General features: G+C 53.9%; 17 protein-coding genes. 4 read left to right on the top strand and 13 right to left on the bottom strand.

What is annotated here, in order from left to right; all coding sequences use genetic code 11:
- Window positions 1-91 precede the first annotated feature (91 nt).
- The 8 genes from SIL79_RS10515 to SIL79_RS10550 form a co-directional block, all read right to left on the bottom strand.
- The gene (locus SIL79_RS10515) at window positions 92-889 is read right to left on the bottom strand and encodes an ion transporter (RefSeq protein WP_039034569.1); all 798 of its coding nucleotides are present in this window, start codon (window positions 887-889) and stop codon (window positions 92-94) included.
- Between the two features lie 71 nt (window positions 890-960).
- On the bottom strand, window positions 961-1,287 hold the full coding sequence (locus tag SIL79_RS10520; RefSeq protein ID WP_039034529.1) for a hypothetical protein: 327 nt from the start codon (window positions 1,285-1,287) through the stop codon (window positions 961-963).
- Window positions 1,288-1,293: 6 nt separating this feature from the next.
- Window positions 1,294-1,944: a DUF4178 domain-containing protein gene (locus tag SIL79_RS10525; RefSeq protein WP_162206418.1), complete on the bottom strand. Its 651-nt coding sequence runs from the start codon at window positions 1,942-1,944 to the stop codon at window positions 1,294-1,296.
- Window positions 1,945-1,950: 6 nt separating this feature from the next.
- A complete protein-coding gene (locus SIL79_RS10530; protein ID WP_039034531.1) occupies window positions 1,951-2,640 on the bottom strand; it encodes a PspA/IM30 family protein in 690 nt (229 codons plus the stop codon).
- An 11-nt stretch (window positions 2,641-2,651) separates the two neighbouring features.
- Entirely contained in the window at window positions 2,652-3,065 is a 414-nt protein-coding gene (locus SIL79_RS10535) for a YjfI family protein (protein WP_025010359.1), read from the bottom strand.
- 79 nt (window positions 3,066-3,144) lie between these two features.
- Complete coding sequence (locus tag SIL79_RS10540; RefSeq protein ID WP_162206417.1) at window positions 3,145-4,872, bottom strand: polyamine aminopropyltransferase; 1,728 nt, start codon at window positions 4,870-4,872, stop codon at window positions 3,145-3,147.
- A gap of 4 nt (window positions 4,873-4,876) precedes the next feature.
- Window positions 4,877-5,776, bottom strand: coding sequence for a DUF350 domain-containing protein (locus SIL79_RS10545; protein WP_039034533.1), 900 nt, complete (start codon window positions 5,774-5,776; stop codon window positions 4,877-4,879).
- Window positions 5,777-5,807: 31 nt separating this feature from the next.
- Window positions 5,808-6,758, bottom strand: a complete 951-nt coding sequence (locus tag SIL79_RS10550; RefSeq protein ID WP_039034534.1) for a hypothetical protein — start codon at window positions 6,756-6,758, stop codon at window positions 5,808-5,810.
- Between the two features lie 235 nt (window positions 6,759-6,993).
- On the opposite strand from SIL79_RS10550, the gene glnE reads away from it, so the two are divergent.
- Window positions 6,994-9,846, top strand: coding sequence for a bifunctional [glutamate--ammonia ligase]-adenylyl-L-tyrosine phosphorylase/[glutamate--ammonia-ligase] adenylyltransferase (gene glnE / locus SIL79_RS10555; protein WP_144360954.1), 2,853 nt, complete (start codon window positions 6,994-6,996; stop codon window positions 9,844-9,846).
- A gap of 64 nt (window positions 9,847-9,910) precedes the next feature.
- On the opposite strand, the gene zapE is transcribed toward glnE, so the two are convergent.
- Complete coding sequence (zapE, locus tag SIL79_RS10560) at window positions 9,911-11,029, bottom strand: cell division protein ZapE (RefSeq protein WP_162206416.1); 1,119 nt, start codon at window positions 11,027-11,029, stop codon at window positions 9,911-9,913.
- 184 nt (window positions 11,030-11,213) lie between these two features.
- On the opposite strand from zapE, the gene SIL79_RS10565 reads away from it, so the two are divergent.
- Both SIL79_RS10565 and SIL79_RS10570 read left to right on the top strand, forming a co-directional pair.
- A complete protein-coding gene (locus tag SIL79_RS10565; RefSeq protein WP_025890081.1) occupies window positions 11,214-11,555 on the top strand; it encodes an FKBP-type peptidyl-prolyl cis-trans isomerase in 342 nt (113 codons plus the stop codon).
- Between the two features lie 100 nt (window positions 11,556-11,655).
- Window positions 11,656-12,477, top strand: a complete 822-nt coding sequence (locus SIL79_RS10570; protein WP_025890080.1) for an N-acetyl-ornithine deacetylase — start codon at window positions 11,656-11,658, stop codon at window positions 12,475-12,477.
- A 94-nt stretch (window positions 12,478-12,571) separates the two neighbouring features.
- On the opposite strand, the gene SIL79_RS10575 is transcribed toward SIL79_RS10570, so the two are convergent.
- The 3 genes from SIL79_RS10575 to SIL79_RS10585 form a co-directional block, all read right to left on the bottom strand.
- The gene (locus SIL79_RS10575; protein ID WP_071475457.1) at window positions 12,572-13,486 is read right to left on the bottom strand and encodes a L,D-transpeptidase family protein; all 915 of its coding nucleotides are present in this window, start codon (window positions 13,484-13,486) and stop codon (window positions 12,572-12,574) included.
- A 110-nt stretch (window positions 13,487-13,596) separates the two neighbouring features.
- A complete protein-coding gene (norR, locus tag SIL79_RS10580) occupies window positions 13,597-15,117 on the bottom strand; it encodes a nitric oxide reductase transcriptional regulator NorR (protein WP_162206415.1) in 1,521 nt (506 codons plus the stop codon).
- Window positions 15,118-15,201: 84 nt separating this feature from the next.
- A complete protein-coding gene (locus tag SIL79_RS10585; protein WP_233962947.1) occupies window positions 15,202-17,475 on the bottom strand; it encodes a nitric-oxide reductase large subunit in 2,274 nt (757 codons plus the stop codon).
- 514 nt (window positions 17,476-17,989) lie between these two features.
- Between SIL79_RS10585 and SIL79_RS10590 the strand changes: the two genes are divergently transcribed.
- On the top strand, window positions 17,990-19,714 hold the full coding sequence (locus SIL79_RS10590; protein ID WP_319619251.1) for a potassium/proton antiporter: 1,725 nt from the start codon (window positions 17,990-17,992) through the stop codon (window positions 19,712-19,714).
- Between the two features lie 51 nt (window positions 19,715-19,765).
- On the opposite strand, the gene lpxL is transcribed toward SIL79_RS10590, so the two are convergent.
- On the bottom strand, window positions 19,766-20,689 hold the full coding sequence (lpxL, locus tag SIL79_RS10595; RefSeq protein ID WP_101095374.1) for an LpxL/LpxP family Kdo(2)-lipid IV(A) lauroyl/palmitoleoyl acyltransferase: 924 nt from the start codon (window positions 20,687-20,689) through the stop codon (window positions 19,766-19,768).
- Window positions 20,690-20,759: the final 70 nt, after the last annotated feature.

The raw sequence follows: 20,759 nt of genomic DNA on the forward strand, positions 1-20,759 counted from the left end.
GACTTATTCGCGCCTTCCCTAAGTTTTCCGGAGGAGTCGCCCGGAAATAAGCACAAAGAAGGACGCCTAGGCGTCCTTCTTGTTGATTGGATTAGTCCCGCTGTTGCTGCGCCAGTTTCTGCTTCAAGTCGGCGATCTCCGTCAGCATCTGTTGTTGGTTAGCTTCCATGCGTTCGAGTACCAGATCCAACTCGCTCTTGATGACCTTGCTTTGGTTTTCCAGGCTCTCTTGTTCATCAGGGGCGACAAACAGCGATGCCATATAACCGGAAATGACCCCGAAGAAACTGACCCCGCAGACGATGACTATGCCACCTATTACATGACCCACAGTCGTCACGGGGTAAAAGTCACCGTATCCGACGGTGGAAATAGTCACAATTGCCCACCAGATAGCGTTTTCGGCGGTTTGAATATTGGCGCCTTCGACGCCGCTTTCCACCAGCAACATCAATACCGAGGCGATAGTGATGATAGTCACCATGGACACCAGTAGGCTGGCGATAGTGGCTTGACGTCTTTGTTTCAGCAGTGGCCCTATCAGCGAACTGCTCATGCGAATGAGCCGCAATACCCGGAGGATCTGGAATAAACGGGCGAAGCGCAGCGCTTCAATCGCCGGAATGCTGGCGACAAAGTCGACCCAGTGAGACTTGATATAAGCGAGTCGATTCTCTGCCTGAACCAAGCCCACCAGGAAATAACTCATAAAGATAAAACAGATACCCGTATCGATATAAAACAACAGCTTATGGGTTTCAGGATCGACAGGGACAAAGGTCATGATCAGGATCACAACCACAGAAATCAGCGACAATAACATCATCGCCAATTCGAAAGGGGAGACTTGAACAGGCGGCTTCAGGAACCAGCGAGGTTTATCCGGCATTGGTTCTTCCATTGAAAAACTTGATATCCTTTCAGGGTAAAAGACTTACCGTTTCCTGTAAATGCGCGCGTTTATTGTTCGTCTACGAATTGTACCAGGTCTTCCAATACCCGTTTTTTGATTTCCAGCTGTGCATCCGGTGCCAAGCCGTATTTTTCGGCGAGCTGAACATAGTCGGCGGGACTGAGCGAAACGGTTAACCGTGGCCGCTTGGGACGCTTGGCCACGGATAAACCCAATATCATGCGGATCTGATCTGACGGGCTTACTCCTGTATCCAGGGCCGCCTTGCGGATGGAGTATTGAAACCTTTCATCCAGATCGAAAGCTACCTGGGTTGCCTTGGCAGCTTTTTGGTTTTGTAACCATTTTTCCGGATAAGGGTGGTTCTTGCTCATGCCGCATTATTCTCCTGGCCAGTAGTCACGAATATCGCTGAGGGGGCGGTAAAGGGTTAGCGCCACATCGGTTTCGCCGCCTTCATAGACTTCGATATCCACAGCGCGAGACTCGTCATCATCCAGCAACTGATAGCTCTCGAAGGCATCACCTGTTGCACCGTCAGCATCCTGAGGAGGCCTGAGCCCACGGTAATCTTCCCGGTGGAAATAGCCAAACTCAGCAAAACTGACCTGATGGTAGTGTTTCCCGAGCCATTGCTCAAGCATCTCAGTCTCGGCGGTGAGCGCCTTGGTACTCAGCTCAGCTTTCCCCGGTTCATCGAAGATGGCGGAGAAATCATCCAGATCGAATAAGGCATCCACCTGAGCACGGCTTATTTTCAGTGAAAAAGCCAGCCAGGTTTCGTCGTCTTCATCCAGCCCCAGATAGATGGCTTCACCGCTGTGCCCCTTGAGTACCCACTCAGTCGACTGACTGCGCTGATACTCATAGGTATTGATGGCTTCGACCCTAAGCTGCTGCCCGCGCAGGTGCGCAGGCAGGGCAAAGCTGTCATCTAGGGAGATCATATCGCCCTTTTGCAGCTCTGACGGATGCTTAAGCTGACGCACTGGAGTTTCTTTTTTGCCAAACAGGCTGCCAAAGAATCCCATAGGTTATCAGCCTTTCTTGGCTTTTAAACGCTCGAGCACATCGCTGGCGTTGCTCTTCTGCTCGCCGATACCGGCTTCAGCCAGCTTGGCTTTCAGCGATTGGTCGCTGTTCTCGGCTTCCAGGTTTTCGGCAGCCTTCAGGCGGTCGTCAAATTGTTGCTGACGGGCCTTGATACGCTCCAGTGAGTCTTTGGCGTTGAGCAGTTTGGAGTTGCTTGACGCGAAAGAGTCGGTAATGGAAGCCGTGGCCTTTTGCACACTTTCTGTGGTCTTGACCATGCTCAGCTGACGCTGATAGTCGGCCAACTGACGTTCGGTTTTCTTTACCAGATCTTTCAGGCGGGCAGCGTGGGCGCTGAAGCTGTCGTTGGCGGTTTGTTGCTCGGCCAGTTCCATTTCCAGCTGGGCAATCTTCTCGGCCACTTCCAGTGCCAGGGTTTCATTGCCTTTTTCCAGTGCCTGAGTGGCATAGCCTTCATGCTCGGCGATAGCACGCTTAATGCGATCGATTTCGCGGCTGGCTTGCATCTCTTTGGCCATCACATCTGTCAGTTCACGCTTGGCCTTGGTGAGGTGTTTCTCGGCGTCACGGATCTCCTGTTCGAAGATGCGGGTTGAATTGGCATCCACTATGCTTTGGCCGACTTCGTTGGCCCCACCGCGGAATGCTGTAAGAATTTTGTTCAGTATGCCCATGATTTGGCTCCTTATTTCAAAAAGTCGACCAGTTCGTCAATGACTTCGAGACAGTTGTCAGACAGGACAGAGAGTTCCTGCTCTATTTCCAGCATGCTCGATTGCAGGGAGAGTGCACCGTAAACCACATACTTATCATCAATCTTGGCGAATGAAGACAGTGGCATAGGGATGTTGAGTTCCAACATGGTTTCAAACATCTCGGCACGGCGTTCCTGCTTGAGTTCATCCTCTCCCCAGAGATAACTGATGCAGAGGATTTGGTTTTCCGTTACCGAAACAAATACGGGGATCTCTTCACGGCCAACCACATTGACCTGCAACACTTCTACATCCCCTTCAATGGGGTAACAGTCAAACTGGAACCCAGTAGAGCTGTTGTCGCCAAGTCCATTTAAATGATTGGCAATAGTGTGAATATTCATATTTGTCCTCTTTGACATATTATGTCTGCGTTTAAAGATAACACCGAGACATAATATGTCAAGCGTTATCTTTGCCTGTTTAAAAGGTTGCTACACCCTGTTCATCTGTCCACGCCTGCAGGTGGTAGTAATACAGCTGCAGCGAGCCTATGGTGTTGGGCTGAACCTGGTCCATCTTAGTGTAAAATTGTTTCGGAAACTCGAAGGCGCCGCGAATAAGCCCAGGCGTCAACCAGTCATCCTCTACCGGCAGTTGCTGCATCTGCTGCAGCCTGCTCTTGGCGTCCTGGCCATTGAGTGTCCCTATGGTCCAGCCCCATTCGCCAAAGCTGGGCACATTGTGGTGATACTGATTCACCTTGAATCCCGCCAGTGCCAGGGTCTTGCCGACTGAGATAAAGGCCTTGGTCGCATGGTAAGGCGAGGTGGACTGTATACTGATGGCTCCATCCGCGCTCAAAAGTTCCCTGAGTTTTTTATAAAACAGGTCTGAATAGAGCTTATTGAGATCCGGATGTGAGGGATCAGGCAGATCCACTATGATGGCATCGTATTTATCACCGCGGGCCAGCAAGCGGTCGACACCGTTAAAGGCATCGTCGAAAACCGTTTCCACCCTGGGATCGGCAAAGGCGTTGTCGTTGAGGCCGAGCAATGCAGTCCTGAGATCTTCCGGTACTTCAGCCCCGGGTTCTTTGAACAGTTTGACCATCTCGGCATCGAGATCCACCAGAGTGACCTGCTTAGGTTGCCATTTCAGTACCTGTTTCAAGCCTAATCCATCCCCACCGCCTATGATCAACACCTTGTCGTGACGGGCACTGGCTGCCAGAGTCGGATGTACCAGGAAGGCATGATAGATGTGTTCATCACTGGAGGAGAACTGCAGCCGTCCATTGATATAGAGGGAGTACACCGGCGGCAGATGGTTACCCATCAGGCGCTTGGTCAGTGTCAGTTGCTGAAACCGGGTAGCCTTGGCATAGACGACCTTGTCTTGATACAGGAGGTTGTTGAACCCTTGCTCCCAGGTCGGCCCCTTGATGGCCAGCATCAGCAGTATCCCCGTAGCCAGTACGTGTGCCGCCAGTAACCAGTTGGCGGCGCAGATCCTGTCTCTGAAGCGAATAATAAAGATAAACCCGGCCAAGAGGTTAAAGGCGGCTGTCATGGCGGCAGCCAGCTGGATATCCAGCGCCAGCATAAAGCCGACCCAGAGCGCCGCGCCGACACCTGCGCCTATATAGTCGGCGCCATAGATGGTGCCGGCATTGTGCAGCAGGTGTTCTTCGGAAAGAGCCTGACGCACCCTGGCAATGAGCGGGATCTCCATGCCTATCATCAAGCCGAGCAACACACCCCAGAGATAGGGCAGGTAGCGGGATAACTCCTGAAAACGGCCGATAAAGCCACCCTTAGGCAGATGATCCGGCGGTAGCCCCAGGGTTCGTCCTATCAGTTCCGGCAGCTCGTGGCCAAAGCCGATGACGGCCGCAGTGATCAGAATCGCCAGTGAGCCCAGCAAGGCGACAGTTAATTCCAATACTGCAAAGCCACTGAAGGCGCACTTTATCTTGCGGGCGGCAAAGGCCCCCAAGCCCATGGAGACTATCATCAAGCCTATCATGGTGTAGATGGCTGCCTCGAGGGCGCCCAAAATGCGCCCGGCATAATGGGAAAGCAGGTATTCGTATATCAGACCACAGGCCGCCAGTACCCCCATGATCCCCAAAAGCAGGGCATCATCGAGGGCACCTAAGTGGCGTCTGTTGGGCTCTTGGGGGTTGGCGTGACTACTTAATGCCACGGGATCAGGCCATCAAAGCGGTGAGGATCAGCGCAACCGCTATGCTGATCGCCATTTCCACCGCGGCCAAGCCTATGTTGTGCTGCTTTTCCACCTCATCGGCGAGGTCAATTTTTGCCAGCACCAGGAGTTTGACTAAGGGCAGCAGCAGGCTCAGTACCACCAACATAATGAAGGAGAACACCAGCCAGCCAAGGGCGTTGGTGACATAGGCTTCAGGGCTGAAGACGATAAAGTGACTGGCGGCATTGAAGCTCAGCGCCATGGCGATCATCGCCCCGGCATGACGTATCGCCAAGGCGGTATTTCCCTGTGCCAGCGCTTGCTGCATTGAGCTGTCCTGGTTGCGGGCGGCGTAGCGATTCTCTCTGAGGCGGGTCAGCAACACCAGCATCAATTGAGAGATGGCGAAGGCACTGAGGATGGCAATAAAGGTATCCAGAGTCAGATCTTCGGCCCACAGTAGCACGGCGCGGATAATAATCGCAGTGGCGATAGCGGCCGAGGCATCGACTATGGCAACCGACACATTGCCTTTGAGTACCAGGGCGTTCTTGTCGATATTATTCAAGGCGATTTTATCGTGCAAAAAGCGCCCCATTTTGATCAGCACCAGACCAAACAGGCCGTAGGCGCTCATGCCGATGGCTTCCTGCAGATAACTGTGAGCGGCGGCGCCGGTAATGGCGCCTGTCAGCACTATACCCAGTGCCGCAACAGCGCCGGCGGTGCTGATGCCGAAGGCGAAGTTGTCTCTGACCGCCAGCTCTTCACTGCTGTTTACCCGAATACTCCAGCCCTGCAGGTAGCGGGTCAGAGTGAGCAGTACCACGGCGATAGAAAGGTCGATGGCGAGTATGACGGCCAGTTCCTGAGTGATGCCGAATTCCTGAAATAGAGTCATGTTCATTCCTTAAGTTGTGATCCTGGCTGAGTTATTTGCCCCGGCTGACACCACGGCTGGTGCGACTGCCAGAATTACGGAAACTGCTGTCTTTAGAGTAGTTTGAGCGAAACTTGCTGGCCGATTGTCCACTGCTGGATGGCTTGGGTGCGGCGCTGCTCTGACGAGAGAGGGCGCTGGAGCCGGAGCGGGACTTGGCATAAGGGCTGTCAAAGCGTTTGCCTTGAGAGTCGAAACGTTTTTTGGTGCGCTCATAGACCTGAGTTTGGGCCTTGGCCTGCTTGGGGGAGGTATAGCGATAGCGGCCCACATCATTGTAGTAGCTGTAATCCCTGCCTCTGGACCAGTTGTCATAATAAACCGGCCTGTGGAACAGGTTGGAAAACATGGAGTACATGCCATACCAGGCCCAAAAGGACATGCCGTTGGAATCGGTTTGCCACTGGCCATAGGCGGGGTTACCCACCAACTGGCTGCCGGCACCAAAGTCTTCCGAGCCATTGGCCAGGGTTGAAGCCTCGCGGCTGATGGCGTTGACCCTGGCGAGTTTGCCCTCTGACATATCGGCAATCACATTGACGGGATCTGACAGCATGTCGTTGAACAGGCTTGAGTCCAGCGCTTGATAGAGGTTGTTTTCCTCTTCCAACTGTTGGTCAAGATTAACAAAGTTGCTCGCCACCTTGGCGTCTTTCACCCTGCTTTCCAGAGACTTGTACAGTGGTCCTTTACTGGTGGCATCCAGTGTCAGTTGCTCCACCAGCGGTTGTAATTCCGGCCGCTGCTGCGCCAGAATTTGACCATACTGTTTAAGTAAGATGCCGTTGCGCAGCTGGTCTTTGTCCAGCATCTGGCCGAGTTTTTCCAGACGTTGGTCATTCAGCTGTTGCAACTGGGCGATCTGCTCGGGTCTGTCGTCACCGCAGGCTGTCAGTGATAACAGCATTAGCAGACTGAGAATACGGATCAGCATTCCTGCCATGTTTTCTCCATTATGATAAGCACTTGAGACTGGCAAACGGTGCTAAAACCTCTGGTCCCCGTAGGCCGTCAGTGCAAGTTGGTGTAATCTGTGCACAGAGTATCACCCACAAGAATTGGGGTGAAGTCAGAATCACAGGCATCGACTTGGTAACCCTCATGTCGAGCAGAGATACGTGCAGTAAAATGACATAATATGTCTAAATAATCTTGAATACAATCGAACAGGGATAACTATGGAATTGGGGTGTGACAGTCAAAAGCCGTTTTCCGAGTTGCTGTGTAAGCAGGCCGGTAAGCATTGGCATCTGCTGGTGGAGCGCTGGCCTGAGGTGGTCACCGAGCTCAGCCTCATCGAGCAGCAGGAGCTGCAGCGAGTTATGGGCCTGAGTGATTATGTTGCCACTCAGCTGTGCCGCCACCCAGAGTGGATTGCCCCCTTGTTTACCGGCCAGCTCACTCGCCTGGATAGACAAGACTTTGCCGGCGAAATTCAATCCCTGCTCGACTCTGTCACCCAGGAAGAAACCGCCAAATCAGTGCTGCGAAATTATCGCAATCGGCAAATGGTACGCCTCGCCTGGCGCGACTTCATGGGTTATAGCCCGCTGCAGGAGTCACTGCTTGATCTCTCTGTATTGGCTGAGGCACTGATCATCGGCGCCAGAGACTGGCTCTATCGTGAAATGTGCCAGAGTCTGGGAACCCCCTGTGACAGCGACGGCAAGCCACAACCCTTGATGATCCTGGGAATGGGCAAGCTGGGCGGTCGTGAGCTGAATTTCTCATCCGATATCGACTTGATCTTTACCTTCCCGGAACACGGCGAGACCCAGGGCGGTCGGCGCAGCCTGGATAACCAGCAGTTCTTTATCCGCATGGGGCAACGCCTGGTCAATCTGCTGGGGCAGGTCACAGTCGATGGCTTTGTGTTCCGGGTCGACATGCGTTTGCGTCCCTATGGCGAGAGTGGCCCGCTGGTGGTCAGCTACAGCGCCCTTGAGGATTATTATCAGGAGCAGGGGCGTGACTGGGAGCGTTATGCCATGGTCAAAGCCCGTGCGCTTGGTCCCTGGACTCAATACTCTGATGAGCTTCACGACCTGCTGCGCCCCTTTGTTTACCGGCGTTATATCGACTTTTCTGCCATAGATTCCTTGAGGCGGATGAAACGCCTTATCGCCCAGGAAGTACGGCGGCGCCAGCTCAAGGACAACATCAAACTCGGTGCCGGCGGTATCCGCGAAGTGGAGTTCGTGGTGCAGAGTTTTCAGCTTATCCGCGGCGGCCGGGAGCCTGCGCTGCGCAGTCAAAGCCTGTTCGATGCCATAGATACCCTCTTTCGTTTGGGGCAACTTGAGTACCTGGCGGTAGATGAACTCAAGCAAAGTTATCTGCTGCTGCGCCGGGTAGAAAACCTGTTGCAGGCCATAGGAGATAAACAGACCCAGACCCTGCCGGATAACGGTTTGGATTGGCATCGTCTCTGCTATGCACTGGAGATGGCCAATGAAGCAGAGCTGCGCAGTGAGATTGATTCTGCCATGTTCAAAATTCATCGCCATTTTCGCGATACCGTCGGCGGTGATGAAGACAATGAGGAGCAAAGCGATAGCTGGGCCTGCCAGCTCTGGGTCTGTGACAGCGAGGAAGACATACAATCGCTGCTGGCCGAGCGAGGCATAGAAGACAATGAACTCTGGAGCAGTCTGGCCCATTGGCACGAGACGGTATCACGCCGGGCCATAGGCCCAAGAGGGCGGGATACCCTGGATAAGCTGATGCCGAAAATGCTTGAGGAGCTGACGCTGCAGCCCAATCCCAGCAAGGCATTCAAGCCGGTAACCGGCGTACTGGAGCAGATCCTCACCCGCACCACTTATCTTGAACTTTTGTGTGAAAACCCCGGCGCCCGCCAACAATTGGTGAGCCTGTGTTGTGCCAGTCCCTGGATTGCCCAGCAACTGGCGAAATTCCCCATGTTGCTGGATGAGCTGATCGATCCGGCGCAGCTTTATGACACCACTTCTCTGGATGATTACGGCAGTGAACTGCGTCAATACCTGCTGCGGGTTCCGGAAGAGGATATGGAGCAGCAGATGGAGGCGCTCAGGCAGTTCAAACTGTCACAACAGTTGAAAATTGCCGCCGCGGATGTCACCGGGGTCTTGCCTATCATGCAGGTCAGCGATCACCTGACCTTTCTTGCCGAGGCCATTATAGAGCAAGTGGTGCAACAGGCCTGGCAGCAAATGACAGAGCGCCACGGCATGCCGCCTGGCCTGGCTGACGGGGAGATAGGTTTTGCCGTCGTCGGCTATGGCAAGCTGGGGGGCATTGAGCTGGGCTACGGCTCGGATCTCGACCTGGTGTTTCTGCACAATGCCAAGGGCGGCTCGACTGACGGTGACAAGCCGTTGGATGTGGGGCACTTCTATCTCAAACTGGCGCAGCGGATATTACACCTGTTTTCTACCCGCACCATGTCGGGCGAGCTCTACGAGGTGGATATGCGCCTGAGACCATCGGGCGCCTCCGGGCTCTTGGTCAGTGAAATTGGGCATTTCGGTGAATATCAGCAGCAGGAGGCCTGGACCTGGGAACATCAGGCTTTGGTTCGTGCCCGCTTTGTTTTCGGTGACAACGTCCTGGCGCAGGAGTTTCAGACGGTGCGAGACAGTGTGCTGCGCCAAGCAAGAGACAGGAAACAGCTGGCCAGCGAAGTGCGCGAGATGCGCCTTAAGATGCGCGACCATCTGCTCAAAGCGCCGCAGGGAATGTTCGATCTTAAACAAAGCGTTGGCGGTATCGCCGATATTGAATTTATCGCTCAGTATCTGGTGCTGGCCCATGCCCATAAGTACCCTGAGCTGTGTATCTGGTCTGATAATGTGCGGATTTTTGAGGTGTTGGCTGAGCTTGAGCTGTTGCCCTTGATGTCGGCGCAGCATCTGACTCAGGCCTATTGCATGCTGAGGGATGAAAACCACAGGTTAACTCTGGCCGGGTTGCCTGGGCAAGTGGCGCAGGAAAAAGTGGCGGAGCAGGCCGAGCGGGTCAGCAACATCTATGAGCTTATCCTGGGGTAAGAGTTATTTATGGCTGATGGGCATGGCTCGGATACAAGAGGTTGATGTCATCTTTATTCGCGTTTCAATAACCTACCCCTGGCTTGCCGGGAGTTCCCTGCAACATTTCGCTTAAGCGGCTGTAGGTGCGGCGAAACTCGAAGCTGAGGGCGCCGCCCTGATACAGTTGTTCCAGTGGTACTTGGGCATGCAGCACCAGTTGTTTACCCCTGTCATAAAACTCATCTATCAGGGCGATAAAGCGCCGGGCGGCATCATCCTCCGGCGCATAACTGAGCTTTCTATCGCCTGTGCTGACGGCTTCGGCAGCATCTTCGGTGCCACGGGCGCGGATCCAGCCGCGGCGCTCACCGCCAAGCCTGGGCACATGGCTCAGCAGCAGAGTATCCAGTGTTTCGGCCAGCTCCATATAATCCAGAGTGGATCTCGGCCCTTCGCAGAGCTGATCGAAGCGAAACCAGGCCAGGGATTGGGTGGCCTCCATGGCTTGGAAAAAAAGCGCTCTGCCCATGATGCTGAGTTGCCCTGGACCCGAGGCGTTTGTTGAAAGCCACTGGCTGAAGTCAGGTTCATTGCCAAGCTGCAGCAGGGGAAGTGCCGCCTGGGCATGGAGCGCGCCTTTGGTGAGGCGATGGTCCTGCTCGCCATTGAGGTGCAGCGATTCCATCTTTTGTTGCAACAAGTCGATAGTCGGCAAAAAGCGCTCTCGCTGCAGGCCGTTTTCATAGAGGCGCTCGATTGGCGTATTGGAAGTGCTGACCAGCATAACGCCACGGTTAAACAGGCCTTCGAGTAAACGTCCAAGAATAATGGCATCGCCGATATCCGAGACGAAAAACTCATCGAAGCACAGCAGGCGGCATTCTTTGGCCAGTGTGGCGGCAATCTGATCCAAAGGCTCACGGGTGCCGCTGATGCGGTTCAGATCTCTGTGAACCCTGGCCATAAAGTGATGAAAATGCAGTCTGAGCTTGGGCTGCCCCTCGACGGCATTGAAAAAGAGATCCATCAACATGGTCTTGCCGCGGCCGACATCGCCCCACAGGTAGAGCCCGGGGACTTTGTTTCCCTGACCGAGCGCCTGAAAACGCTTATCAAGCGCTGCCAGCGCAGGCAACTGGGCGGGGTCTTGCTGCCAAGGGCCTTGGGCATAGCGTTCAGAGGGGGAAATTGTGTGCTTCATTCTGGACGTCCCATCCTGTGACTGTTATTTAAGTGCCATATAAGTGCCGCGGGCGGCCAGTATAGCAAGGGCTTGAGCTTAAAGGAAAAGTGCCTGCCATGCCGCTTCATCTATCCATGGAATAGTGTTCAGTTCCTTTTACGGATAAGATGCGCCTTTTGAACCATAGGTTGAGGAACAAGCCATGACGGCAGAATTGGCAATCATAGATATTGAGGAAGGTCAGGGCAAAGCTGCGGTGAAAGGAGCGCTTATCACGGCTCACTACCGAGGTTGGTTGAGTGACGGTACTCAATTTGATTCTTCCTGGGACAAGGGCCGTCCCTTTCAGTGTGTCATTGGCACGGGGCGGGTGATCAAGGGCTGGGATCTGGGCTTGATGGGAATGAAGGTCGGTGGCAAACGCCGACTCAAGGTTCCGGCACATCTGGCTTATGGCGAACGCCAGGTTGGGGCGCTGATCAAGCCGAATTCGGATCTTGAATTTGAAATTGAACTGCTGGAAGTCCTGACCCGCGACGATTGAGTCCAGGGCTTTTGAGCGCTATTGGCTCAGATGGATTTTGTTTTTATATAAAGCTGATATTATAGCTTTGCCCTTCATTCATCTGAGTCATAAAAGCACTATGAGCCGTTCCCCCTTCGCATCTTTTCAATGGCATTCAGACATTTTTGCCTGCGACAGTACGGATATCGAACATTTCTATGCCCAATTGCAACAGGAAGTTGATCGTCTGCAGTTGGGGCGCAAGAAGTTGGGCGAAATAGGTGATTATCCACTGGAGCTGTATCAGTCGCCCTCAGCGACGGCGGAGCTGCCCTCTGTGTTGATCAGTGCCGGATTTCACGGTGAAGAGGCTGCCGGCCCTTGGGGTATGCTGCATTTCCTCAGTGAACTGCAACAGGATATTTTCGAGCGAATTAATCTAAGCTTGTTGCCTTTGGTCAACCCCACTGGCTTTGCCAAGGGGCACAGATTCAATAAGTTCGGTGAAAACCCCAACCGGGGGTTTTTACAGCCCAAAGAGGGCGAAGCCAGTTCACCTTCGGTTGAAGGCAAGCTGCTGCTGGAATATGGTCAACTGCTGCAGGGCGCCAGCCGCGAAGGCATATTGACTTGTCATGAAGATGTGTTGCAGCAGCACACCTATATCTATTCTTTTGAGCCCAGACAATCACCCGGCCAGTTCAGTTTGCAGCTGCGTGATACTCTGGGGCGTTTTTTTGATATTGCCGCCGATGGCGATATCGATGGCTGTCCGGTGCAAGACGGGGTCATCTTCAACCACTTTGATACTTCGTTCGAGGCCTGGCTGGTTCGCACCGGCGCCAAGGTGGGGGTATGCAGTGAAACACCGGCAACCCAGAACCTGGATCAGCGAATTCTGGCCAACAGCGCCGTGATGCACGCCTTTGTGCAGCAGCAGTTGGCTCCCATCAAGGGGTAACAGCCAATTGCTGTGCAAGCCAGAGTGCCACAAGGACTTATTCGCACCTTCCCTAAGACCCCAGCCTTGGCTGGGGTCTTGCTTTTTAAAGGGTTCAGGGATTGAGGCGGGTAGGAATACCGCTTCTGTCATCCAACAGGCGTTTGAGCACGGTGGAGTCGGTGTCGGCATGGGCGATAAAGCGGCTGATGGCCGGGGTCATCTTCAATACCACAGGCGCGGTGGATTCAAACTCGGCCTCGGTGCGCGACAGTGGCTGATGCACTTCCAGATAGCGACCGCCATCAGGCTCCAGGCTGGCCTTTATCGGCTGATTGACAAACTGTACCCGGGTGCCGTTGGGCACAGTATTGAACAGATGCTCGATATCCTGATTACGCAGGCGGACACACCCCTGGCTGACACGCAGGCCTATACCGAAGCTGGCATTGGTGCCGTGAATGGCGTACAGGTTACCGATATAAAGCGCATACAAGCCCATGGGGTTATCCGGGCCTGCGGGCCAGACCTTGGGCAGGGTAATGCCGTTGGCGGCATACTCCTTGCGGATCCTGGCCGTTGGGGTCCAGGTGGGGTTGGCGCGTTTGCGATAAATCTTGGTCACCCAGTTTTCCGGGGTATCCCGGCCTATTTGACCTATACCTATGGGTAAGACCTGTACCGTATTGCTGTCTTTGGGATAGTAGTAGAGGCGCATTTCGGCCACGTTGATCACTATCCCTTTACGGGGGGCATCCGGCAGGATCAGTTTATGGGGGATCAGCAATGTGCTGCGGGGCTTGGGAAGAAAAGGGTCTACCCCTGGGTTGGCCTCGGTCATGTTGGTCAGCCCCAGTTGATATTCGTCGGCAACACTCTCAAGTGTGCGTTTGTCATCGGGCACTACATAATACTGGTTGTCACCGACGATACTGCTGCCCTCTGGCGGCAGAGGGTATTCAACTGCCTGCGACAGGCAGGCGGGAAGCAACAGGCCCAGTAACAGGGCGAGGCGGGGAATTCTTGTCATAGGATATTTTTCTTCATTAAACGCTGTCAGTCGCCATGGTTTCAGGCATCAGAGTCGAGCAGGCATCCTTACCTTTTCCGGCGCAGATTTCAACAGATTGCGGCAAAAAACTATTTCAGTTGCAGGCGTTTTGCCAGTCGATGCAGGTTGCCCGGGTCGACACCCAACTCGCGGGCACTGGCGGCCCAGTTGTATTGGTGCCGTTCCAGCACACTGCGCAGCAGCTGTCTTTGGAACTCCGCTGTGGCTTGCTTGAGTGTAATGGCTTCTGCAGGCACTGTTGTGTCCAACTGGCGCGGCAGCGCACTTGGAGAGGAGCTCTTTGACTGTAACTCACCCAGTTGCAACTGGCATTGGTTATGGTCACTGGCGGCGCGCGCCAACACGCTGGCGCGGTGCAACAGGTGTTCCAGTTCCCTGACGTTGCCGGGCCAGTCGTTGGCCAGCAGCCAGGCTTCCGATTCGGCGGACAGACTGAGGCGCTCCAGCCCCAGCTTGCTGCGGCAACGTTCAAGAAAATGCCCGGCAAGCAGCAGTATGTCGCGGCCCCTTTCTCTCAGTGGCGGCACAAGTAGCGGGAAAACACTTAGCCTGTGGTAGAGATCGGCGCGAAAGCGGCCTTCAACCACCTCGGTTTTGAGATCCTTATTGGTGGCGGCGATAACCCGCACATCCACTGTCAGGCTTCTATCTTCGCCAACCCGTTGCAGATCGCCGTATTGCAGCACCCTGAGTAACTTGGCCTGCAGCGGCAGGCTGAGCTCGCCTATCTCGTCGAGAAACAAAGTCCCCTTGTCGGCCAATTCAAACTTACCGGCGCGATTGCTGATGGCGCCGGTAAAGGCGCCTTTGACATGACCGAAGAGTTCACTCTCGGCGACCGACTCGGGTAGGGCGGCGCAGTTGAGGTACACCAGAGCCTTGTTGCCTCTGGGCGAGGCGGCGTGTACTGCCTTGGCAACCAGCTCTTTACCCGTGCCGGTTTCACCGAGGATCAATACGTTCAGATCGCTGGGAGCGACCACGGCAATTTCCCGCTTCAGCGCCAACATTTGCGGGCTTTCTCCCAGGAGTTCACTATGGCCGCTTTCCGGCAAAGGTCGACTCTGGCTCTGTAGCGACAGGCTTTCCAACTTATCCAGCAGCAGGGCATTGCCGAGGGAGGCGGCGGCGATGGCGCTCAGGCTTCGCAGCTCTTCATCGCTGAAATCGTCGAACTGGCAAGGGTCCAGACCATCTATGGTCAAGGCGCCTATCAGTTGTTCCTTGTCCAGCAGCGGCAGGCCGATACAGGCATGCACCTTGAGCTTATCTGTATGGGCGGCTATCAGGCCATCGTAGGGATCCGGCAATTGGCTGTCTGCCGGAAAGCGCACCAGATCGCCGGCGCGGGCGATGGCTTCCAGTCTCGGGTGCTCTGTGATGTTGAAGCTGCGACCGAGTACATCGGCCCTGAGGCCATCGATTGCCAGTGGGATAAAGCGATTGCCCTGAAACCTCAGTAGAGCGGCGGCATCACAATGGAGATTGTCCCGTACCGTTGCCAGCAGACGGCTGAATCTGTCGCTGTTTGGCAAACCTGAGGTGATATCCAGCGCGATACGGGTGAGATCGGAATGGCTGAGTGGCATAAGCTGACCTGAATAAAATCCCTGGGGTGAGTCTACCCCAGGGACAGTGGAATGTCATTTTGACATTGTTTGCAGTGTGAGTGGCTAGTGACTGGTAGCAATGGCCAAGCGTTTGGCCTTGACTGCCTGTCGTAACAATCCCAGCAGGAAGGCGCCCAGCAATAAACCACCGACGGAGAAGATGATATCACCGAACATCCGCATCCATACCAGGCGTTCTACCAGCGGGCTGTGGATCACCTCTGCCGAGCGGGCAAACCAGTAGCCATGATCCAGAACGGCAAAGAACTGCACTATGCCCACCGGCAGCAATGACAGGAACAGCATGGCGGCCAGCCCCAGATTCAGGCTCCAGAATGCTCCCTTGAGCCACTTGTCTTCCCAGCGCAGTTTACCGGCAAGTCCTGACAGGCAGAACAACATCAGGCCTATCCCCAACATGCCGTAGACTCCCATAAAGGCGCCGTGGGCGTGGGTGGCCGTGGTATTCAGCCCTTGAATGTAATAGAGGGCAATCGGTGGATTGATCAGGAAGCCCAGTACACCGGCGCCCACCAGATTCCAGAAAGCGGTGGCAACAAAGAACATGATGGCCCAGTGATAGCGTTGCATCCAGGGAGCGGCCCGGCGCAGGCGATAGCTTTCCACCGCTTCAAAACCGATAAGGGCCAGAGGCACCACTTCCAACGCCGAGAAGATAGCGCCCCAGGCGATGACCGAAGTGGGGGTGCCGGTGAAATAGAGGTGATGCAGTGTGCCTATCAGGCCCCCGGTCAGGAAGATCAGGGTAGAGAAGAGTACCGCACCATTGGCACTGCGGGCACGGATAAGGCCAAGACGCACAAACATCAGGGCGATAACCGAGGTGGCAAAGGTTTCAAAGAAGCCTTCAACCCACAGATGTACTACCCACCAACGCCAGTATTCGGCGATGGCAAGGTTAGTGTGTTTACCCATAAACAGCCCGGCACCATAGAAGAGGCCGATGGCGACACAGGAGGCGTAGAGTACCCAGAGCACAGGCTTTAGCTCAGATTCCTGTTTCAGGGCGGGCAACATGGCGCGGCTCACCAGCGCCAGCCAGATCATCAATCCGGCTAACAGCAGCAATTGCCAAACCCGGCCGAGATCTATGTATTCATATCCCTGGTGACCGAAGAGGAAGTTGTTGTCCAGCGAGAAATATTGTTGTACCCCCAGCCATTCACCGGCCATGGAGCCCAGCACCACGACCAGCAGAGCGACCCACAATAGGTTGACACCGAAGCGTTGATATTTGGGCTCGTGGCCGGAAAGCGCCGGCGCGATATAGAGCCCGGTACCGAGCCAGGCCGTCGCTATCCAGAATACTGCCAGTTGAGTATGCCAGGTGCGGGTCACTGAATAGGGCAGGATCTCACTCAAGGGAAAACCGTAAAACTCCTGGCCTTCAACCGCATAGTGCGCCGTGACGCCACCTAGCAGTATCTGCAGCAGAAATAGGCCGATAGCGGTAATGAAATATTTACCCGTGGCCTTTTGTGAAGGGGTGGGTTTGTGTCTGAACAGGGGATCTTCTGTGGCGGGAGCCGACAGCGCTTCATGTTTGCCGGCGGCATGATACCAAACCAGGGCACCGATACCGGCCAGCAGAGTCACTATGCTCAGAATCGACCAGACGATATTGTCTGAGGTCGGTGTGTTGCCCAGTTGCGGATCGTAGGGCCAATTGTTGGTGTAGCTGTAACTGGCATCCGGGCGCTCGGTCACTGCGGCCCAAGCGCCCCAAAACAGGAAGGCATTGAGCTGCTGACGGCGTTCGGCAGATCCTATGGTATTGGTTTTCATCGCATAGGCTTCTCGCAGCTCATTCAGCGCGGGATCGTCACCAAACAAAGATTGATAGTGCTGACTCACTTGCGCCATGGCAGCGATACGGGTGTCGGAAAGCACCACCCGGGTGTGACCTCTCTCATCTGTAGTGACAGTGTTATGGCGCAAATCGTCCCTTAAAGCTTGCTCCAATGCGGCCTGAGTACTCTTGTCCAGGCTATTGAAAGGCTTGTTGTATGTCTCCTTGGCGCGAATATCCAGCCAGGCTTCGGCCTCACGGTGCAGCCAGTCTGCAGTCCAATCCGGAGCCACATAAGCGCCATGGCCCCAGACGGAGCCCAACTGATGCCCGCCCATGGAGCGCCAAACCAGCTGCCCTTGTTCTATGTCCTTGCCGCTGAAAACCACTTGGCCCTGGCTGTCGCTATAGACATCGGCAATCGGTGGTTTTTCCCGATAGATTTCACTGCCGATACTGAGAAGTACAGTGAAAGAAGCGACCAACACAAGTAACAGTGCGATCAGGGTGAATTTTTGTCTGCTCATTGGCATCCCTCTGACAAAGTCTATTTGATAGGTTTTCCTTCATAGAGCAGCTAATGTGCCAAGTTTTATTCTTGTTTTTAATCAGTATCTTACTGTTCTGTGTGTTTTTGGTTGTGTCATTTTGATTGTATTTTGAATGTCTTTTTAACATTACAAAGTGTCATTATGACACTGAATGTTTGCCCTGAAGCCATCACTGATATATTGATGAGGATTCTTGGATTTCAAATTCTTTAGTTGATTGAAAAAATTAAGTTTTTTTCATTAATTTGAGTTTATGTTTCTTTGGCTTCATATTTGATGTTTTATTGGTAAATTTTCTATTTTTTAAGGGGTTACACGGCTTCTTTTGCTGGTCTTTTTCGCTGAAAGCGAAAATAAGTCAACTGTTTCTACTGAAAAATAACCCTAATTAATGATATAATTCCGTTTGTAACCCACGTGTTTTCCGGAGTCTCATTAGAGTCAGGTTTCTCTTTTATTAGCTTCCCCGCATTTTCAACTGGAGGGTCATTTGAACGCAGATATCATCAACAGCTTTTTCCTTGTCGGGGCCTTGCTTGTCGCAGTCAGTGTATTGCTCAGCCCGGTGTCGTCGCGACTCGGTATTCCTATTTTGGTGGTATTTCTTGCGGTGGGTATCTTTGCCGGTGAAGATGGCCCAGGCGGCATAGTATTCAATGACTATTCAGTGGCTTATTTGGTCAGTAACCTGGCGCTGGCTGTTATTCTGCTCGATGGTGGCATGCGTACCCGGGTTGCCAGTTTCAGGGTGGCATTGTGGCCGGCCTTGTCCTTGGCCACTTTTGGGGTGGCGTTAACCACCACGCTGACAGGTTTATTGGCTGCCTGGCTGTTTGATCTCAGCTTACTTCAGGGCATGTTGGTGGGGGCCATTGTTGGTTCGACCGATGCCGCGGCGGTATTTAGCCTGCTCAAAGGCAAAAACGTGAACGAGCGTGTCGGTTCGACACTGGAAATAGAATCCGGCTGCAATGACCCTATGGCCGTGTTTTTGACCGTGACGCTGATTGCTATTCTCGGCAGCAGTGGCGATGAACTCTCGGGCAGCTATCTGGCTCTGAGCTTTATCAAACAGTTTGGCCTGGGCGGGATCCTCGGTGTCGGCGGCGGTTGGCTGCTGTGGCAAGTTATCAATCGCAATCAATTGCCCGAAGGACTCTACTCCATTTTGGTGCTGAGTGGCGCAATGATGATCTTCGCTATCTCCAATGCCCTGGGAGGCAGTGGTATTCTGTCTATTTACCTGGTGGGTCTGTTTCTCGGTAACAAGGCGACCCGTGGCAAACACTCGATTCTCAACGTCCTCGATGGTATGACCTGGCTCAGTCAGATAGGCATGTTCCTGGTACTGGGACTCTTGCTGACGCCATCGGATCTGAAAGATATCGCCTTACCGGGTTTGGCACTGGCCTTTGGGATGATCTTTCTGGCGCGGCCGATTGCGGTTTGGCTTAGTTTGCTACCGTTTCGCAGCTTCCATGACAGAGACAGATGGTTTATCTCCTGGGTTGGGCTGCGCGGCGCCGTACCCATTATTCTCGCGGTATTTCCCATGATGGCGGGGCTGCCACAGGCGCAGCTTTACTTCAACCTGGCCTTCTTCGTGGTGATGGTTTCCTTGCTGCTGCAGGGCAGTACCTTATCCAAGGCGGCGCAGCTGGCCAAGGTGGAGTTGCCCCCCAAACCGGCACCCATATCCCGCGCCGGGGTGGAAATTTATCCCACCAGTGAATGGGAGATATTTGTCTATCGCCTCAGTGAAAACAAATGGTGTATCGGTGAGCCTCTGAGGCGCCTTGCCATGCCGGCGGGAACCCGGATTGCCGCGGTATTTCGCAATAACGAACTGTTGCACCCTTCGGGGAGTACCAGGCTGATGGCCGATGACATTCTTTGTGTGCTGGGGCAAGAGGACGATTTGGAACCTTTGAGTCAGCTGTTCAGTGAGGCGCCAGAAAAACGCGAGGCGCCCCGCTTCTTTGGTGACTTCTTTATTTCAGTGGATGTGATGCTGGCCGATATGGCACCTATTTACGGCATGCAGCTGGAATCCGAATATGAGCAGATGCGGGTTGCCGACTTACTGCAGCAACAACTTGGCAGTCACCCTGTAGTGGGAGATCAATTCCTCTGGCAAGGGCTGGACTGGATTGTCGCCGAGGTGCAGGAAGGGACTGTCAGCCGAGTTGGTTTGAGATTGCCCTCTGAAGACTGAAAAAAAGCGAAGAAATGCCGACCCTGAGTCGGCATTTTTACGGTTATTTTCTTAATAGAGCGAGGGCGTGCTCTCAGTGGGGCGGGTCTTGAACCTGCGGTGCAGCCACATGTACTGCGCCGGGTTACGGCTGATCAGCTGCTCGACAATGACGTTGCCGCGTTTGGCGTCTTCCACCTCATTTTCGCCGGGAAAGTTATCCAGTGGCGCCTGGATCTCTATGTTGTAACCCGTATCGTCGGCGTTGCGCTCGACAAAGAAAGGCAGCACCTTGGCTTTACCCAGCTTGGCCAAGGTGGTACCGCCGGTAATGGTGGCGGCATCGGGAACGGCGAAGAAGGGGATAAAGACGGCACTGGAGCGGCCAAAGTCCTGATCTGCTGTATACCAGATGACATCAGGGTTACGCAGGCAACGCACCATCTGCCTAAGATCCCGCTTGGGAACCAGCGCCTTGTTTGAACGCAAACGCCCCTTTACCTGCAGGTATTCCATTACAGGATTGTTATGGGGGCGATACACACCAACCCCGGGCTGAAATTGGCCGAATATTCTTGCGCCCATTTCCAGCGGCAAGCAGTGAACCGCAAACAGAATAACCCCTTGACCGGCAGCCAGTGTCTGCTCTACATGCTCCTGGCCCTTTATCTGCATGTGCTTTTGCACCTTGTCGTTGTTCCACCACCAGGCGTTGATAGTGTCGAAAATGGCCTTGCCGGTTTCTTGAAAGTTACGCTTAAGCAGGTTTTCCCGCTCCGCGTTACTCATTTGTGGAAAACACAGCTCCAGGTTGCGTCTGGCGGTGTTGACCCGGCTTCCGGCCAGCTTCATTGCCACAAGGCCGAAGGTGCTGCCAAGCTTCATTTGCCATTTAAGTGGCAGCAGGAGAGTCAGCCTGGCCAGACCGACAGCAAGCCACAGCAACCAGAATTTAGGATGATACAAGTGAGTGGAAAATTGCGCTTTCTCTACCAAAACGATAAACCCGTTTACTGGAAAAATTACCGCATATTCTAACCCAATTTATTGTGAAAATTAGGTACAA

Source organism: Shewanella indica (assembly GCF_033842865.1).
GTDB lineage: Bacteria > Pseudomonadota > Gammaproteobacteria > Enterobacterales > Shewanellaceae > Shewanella > Shewanella indica.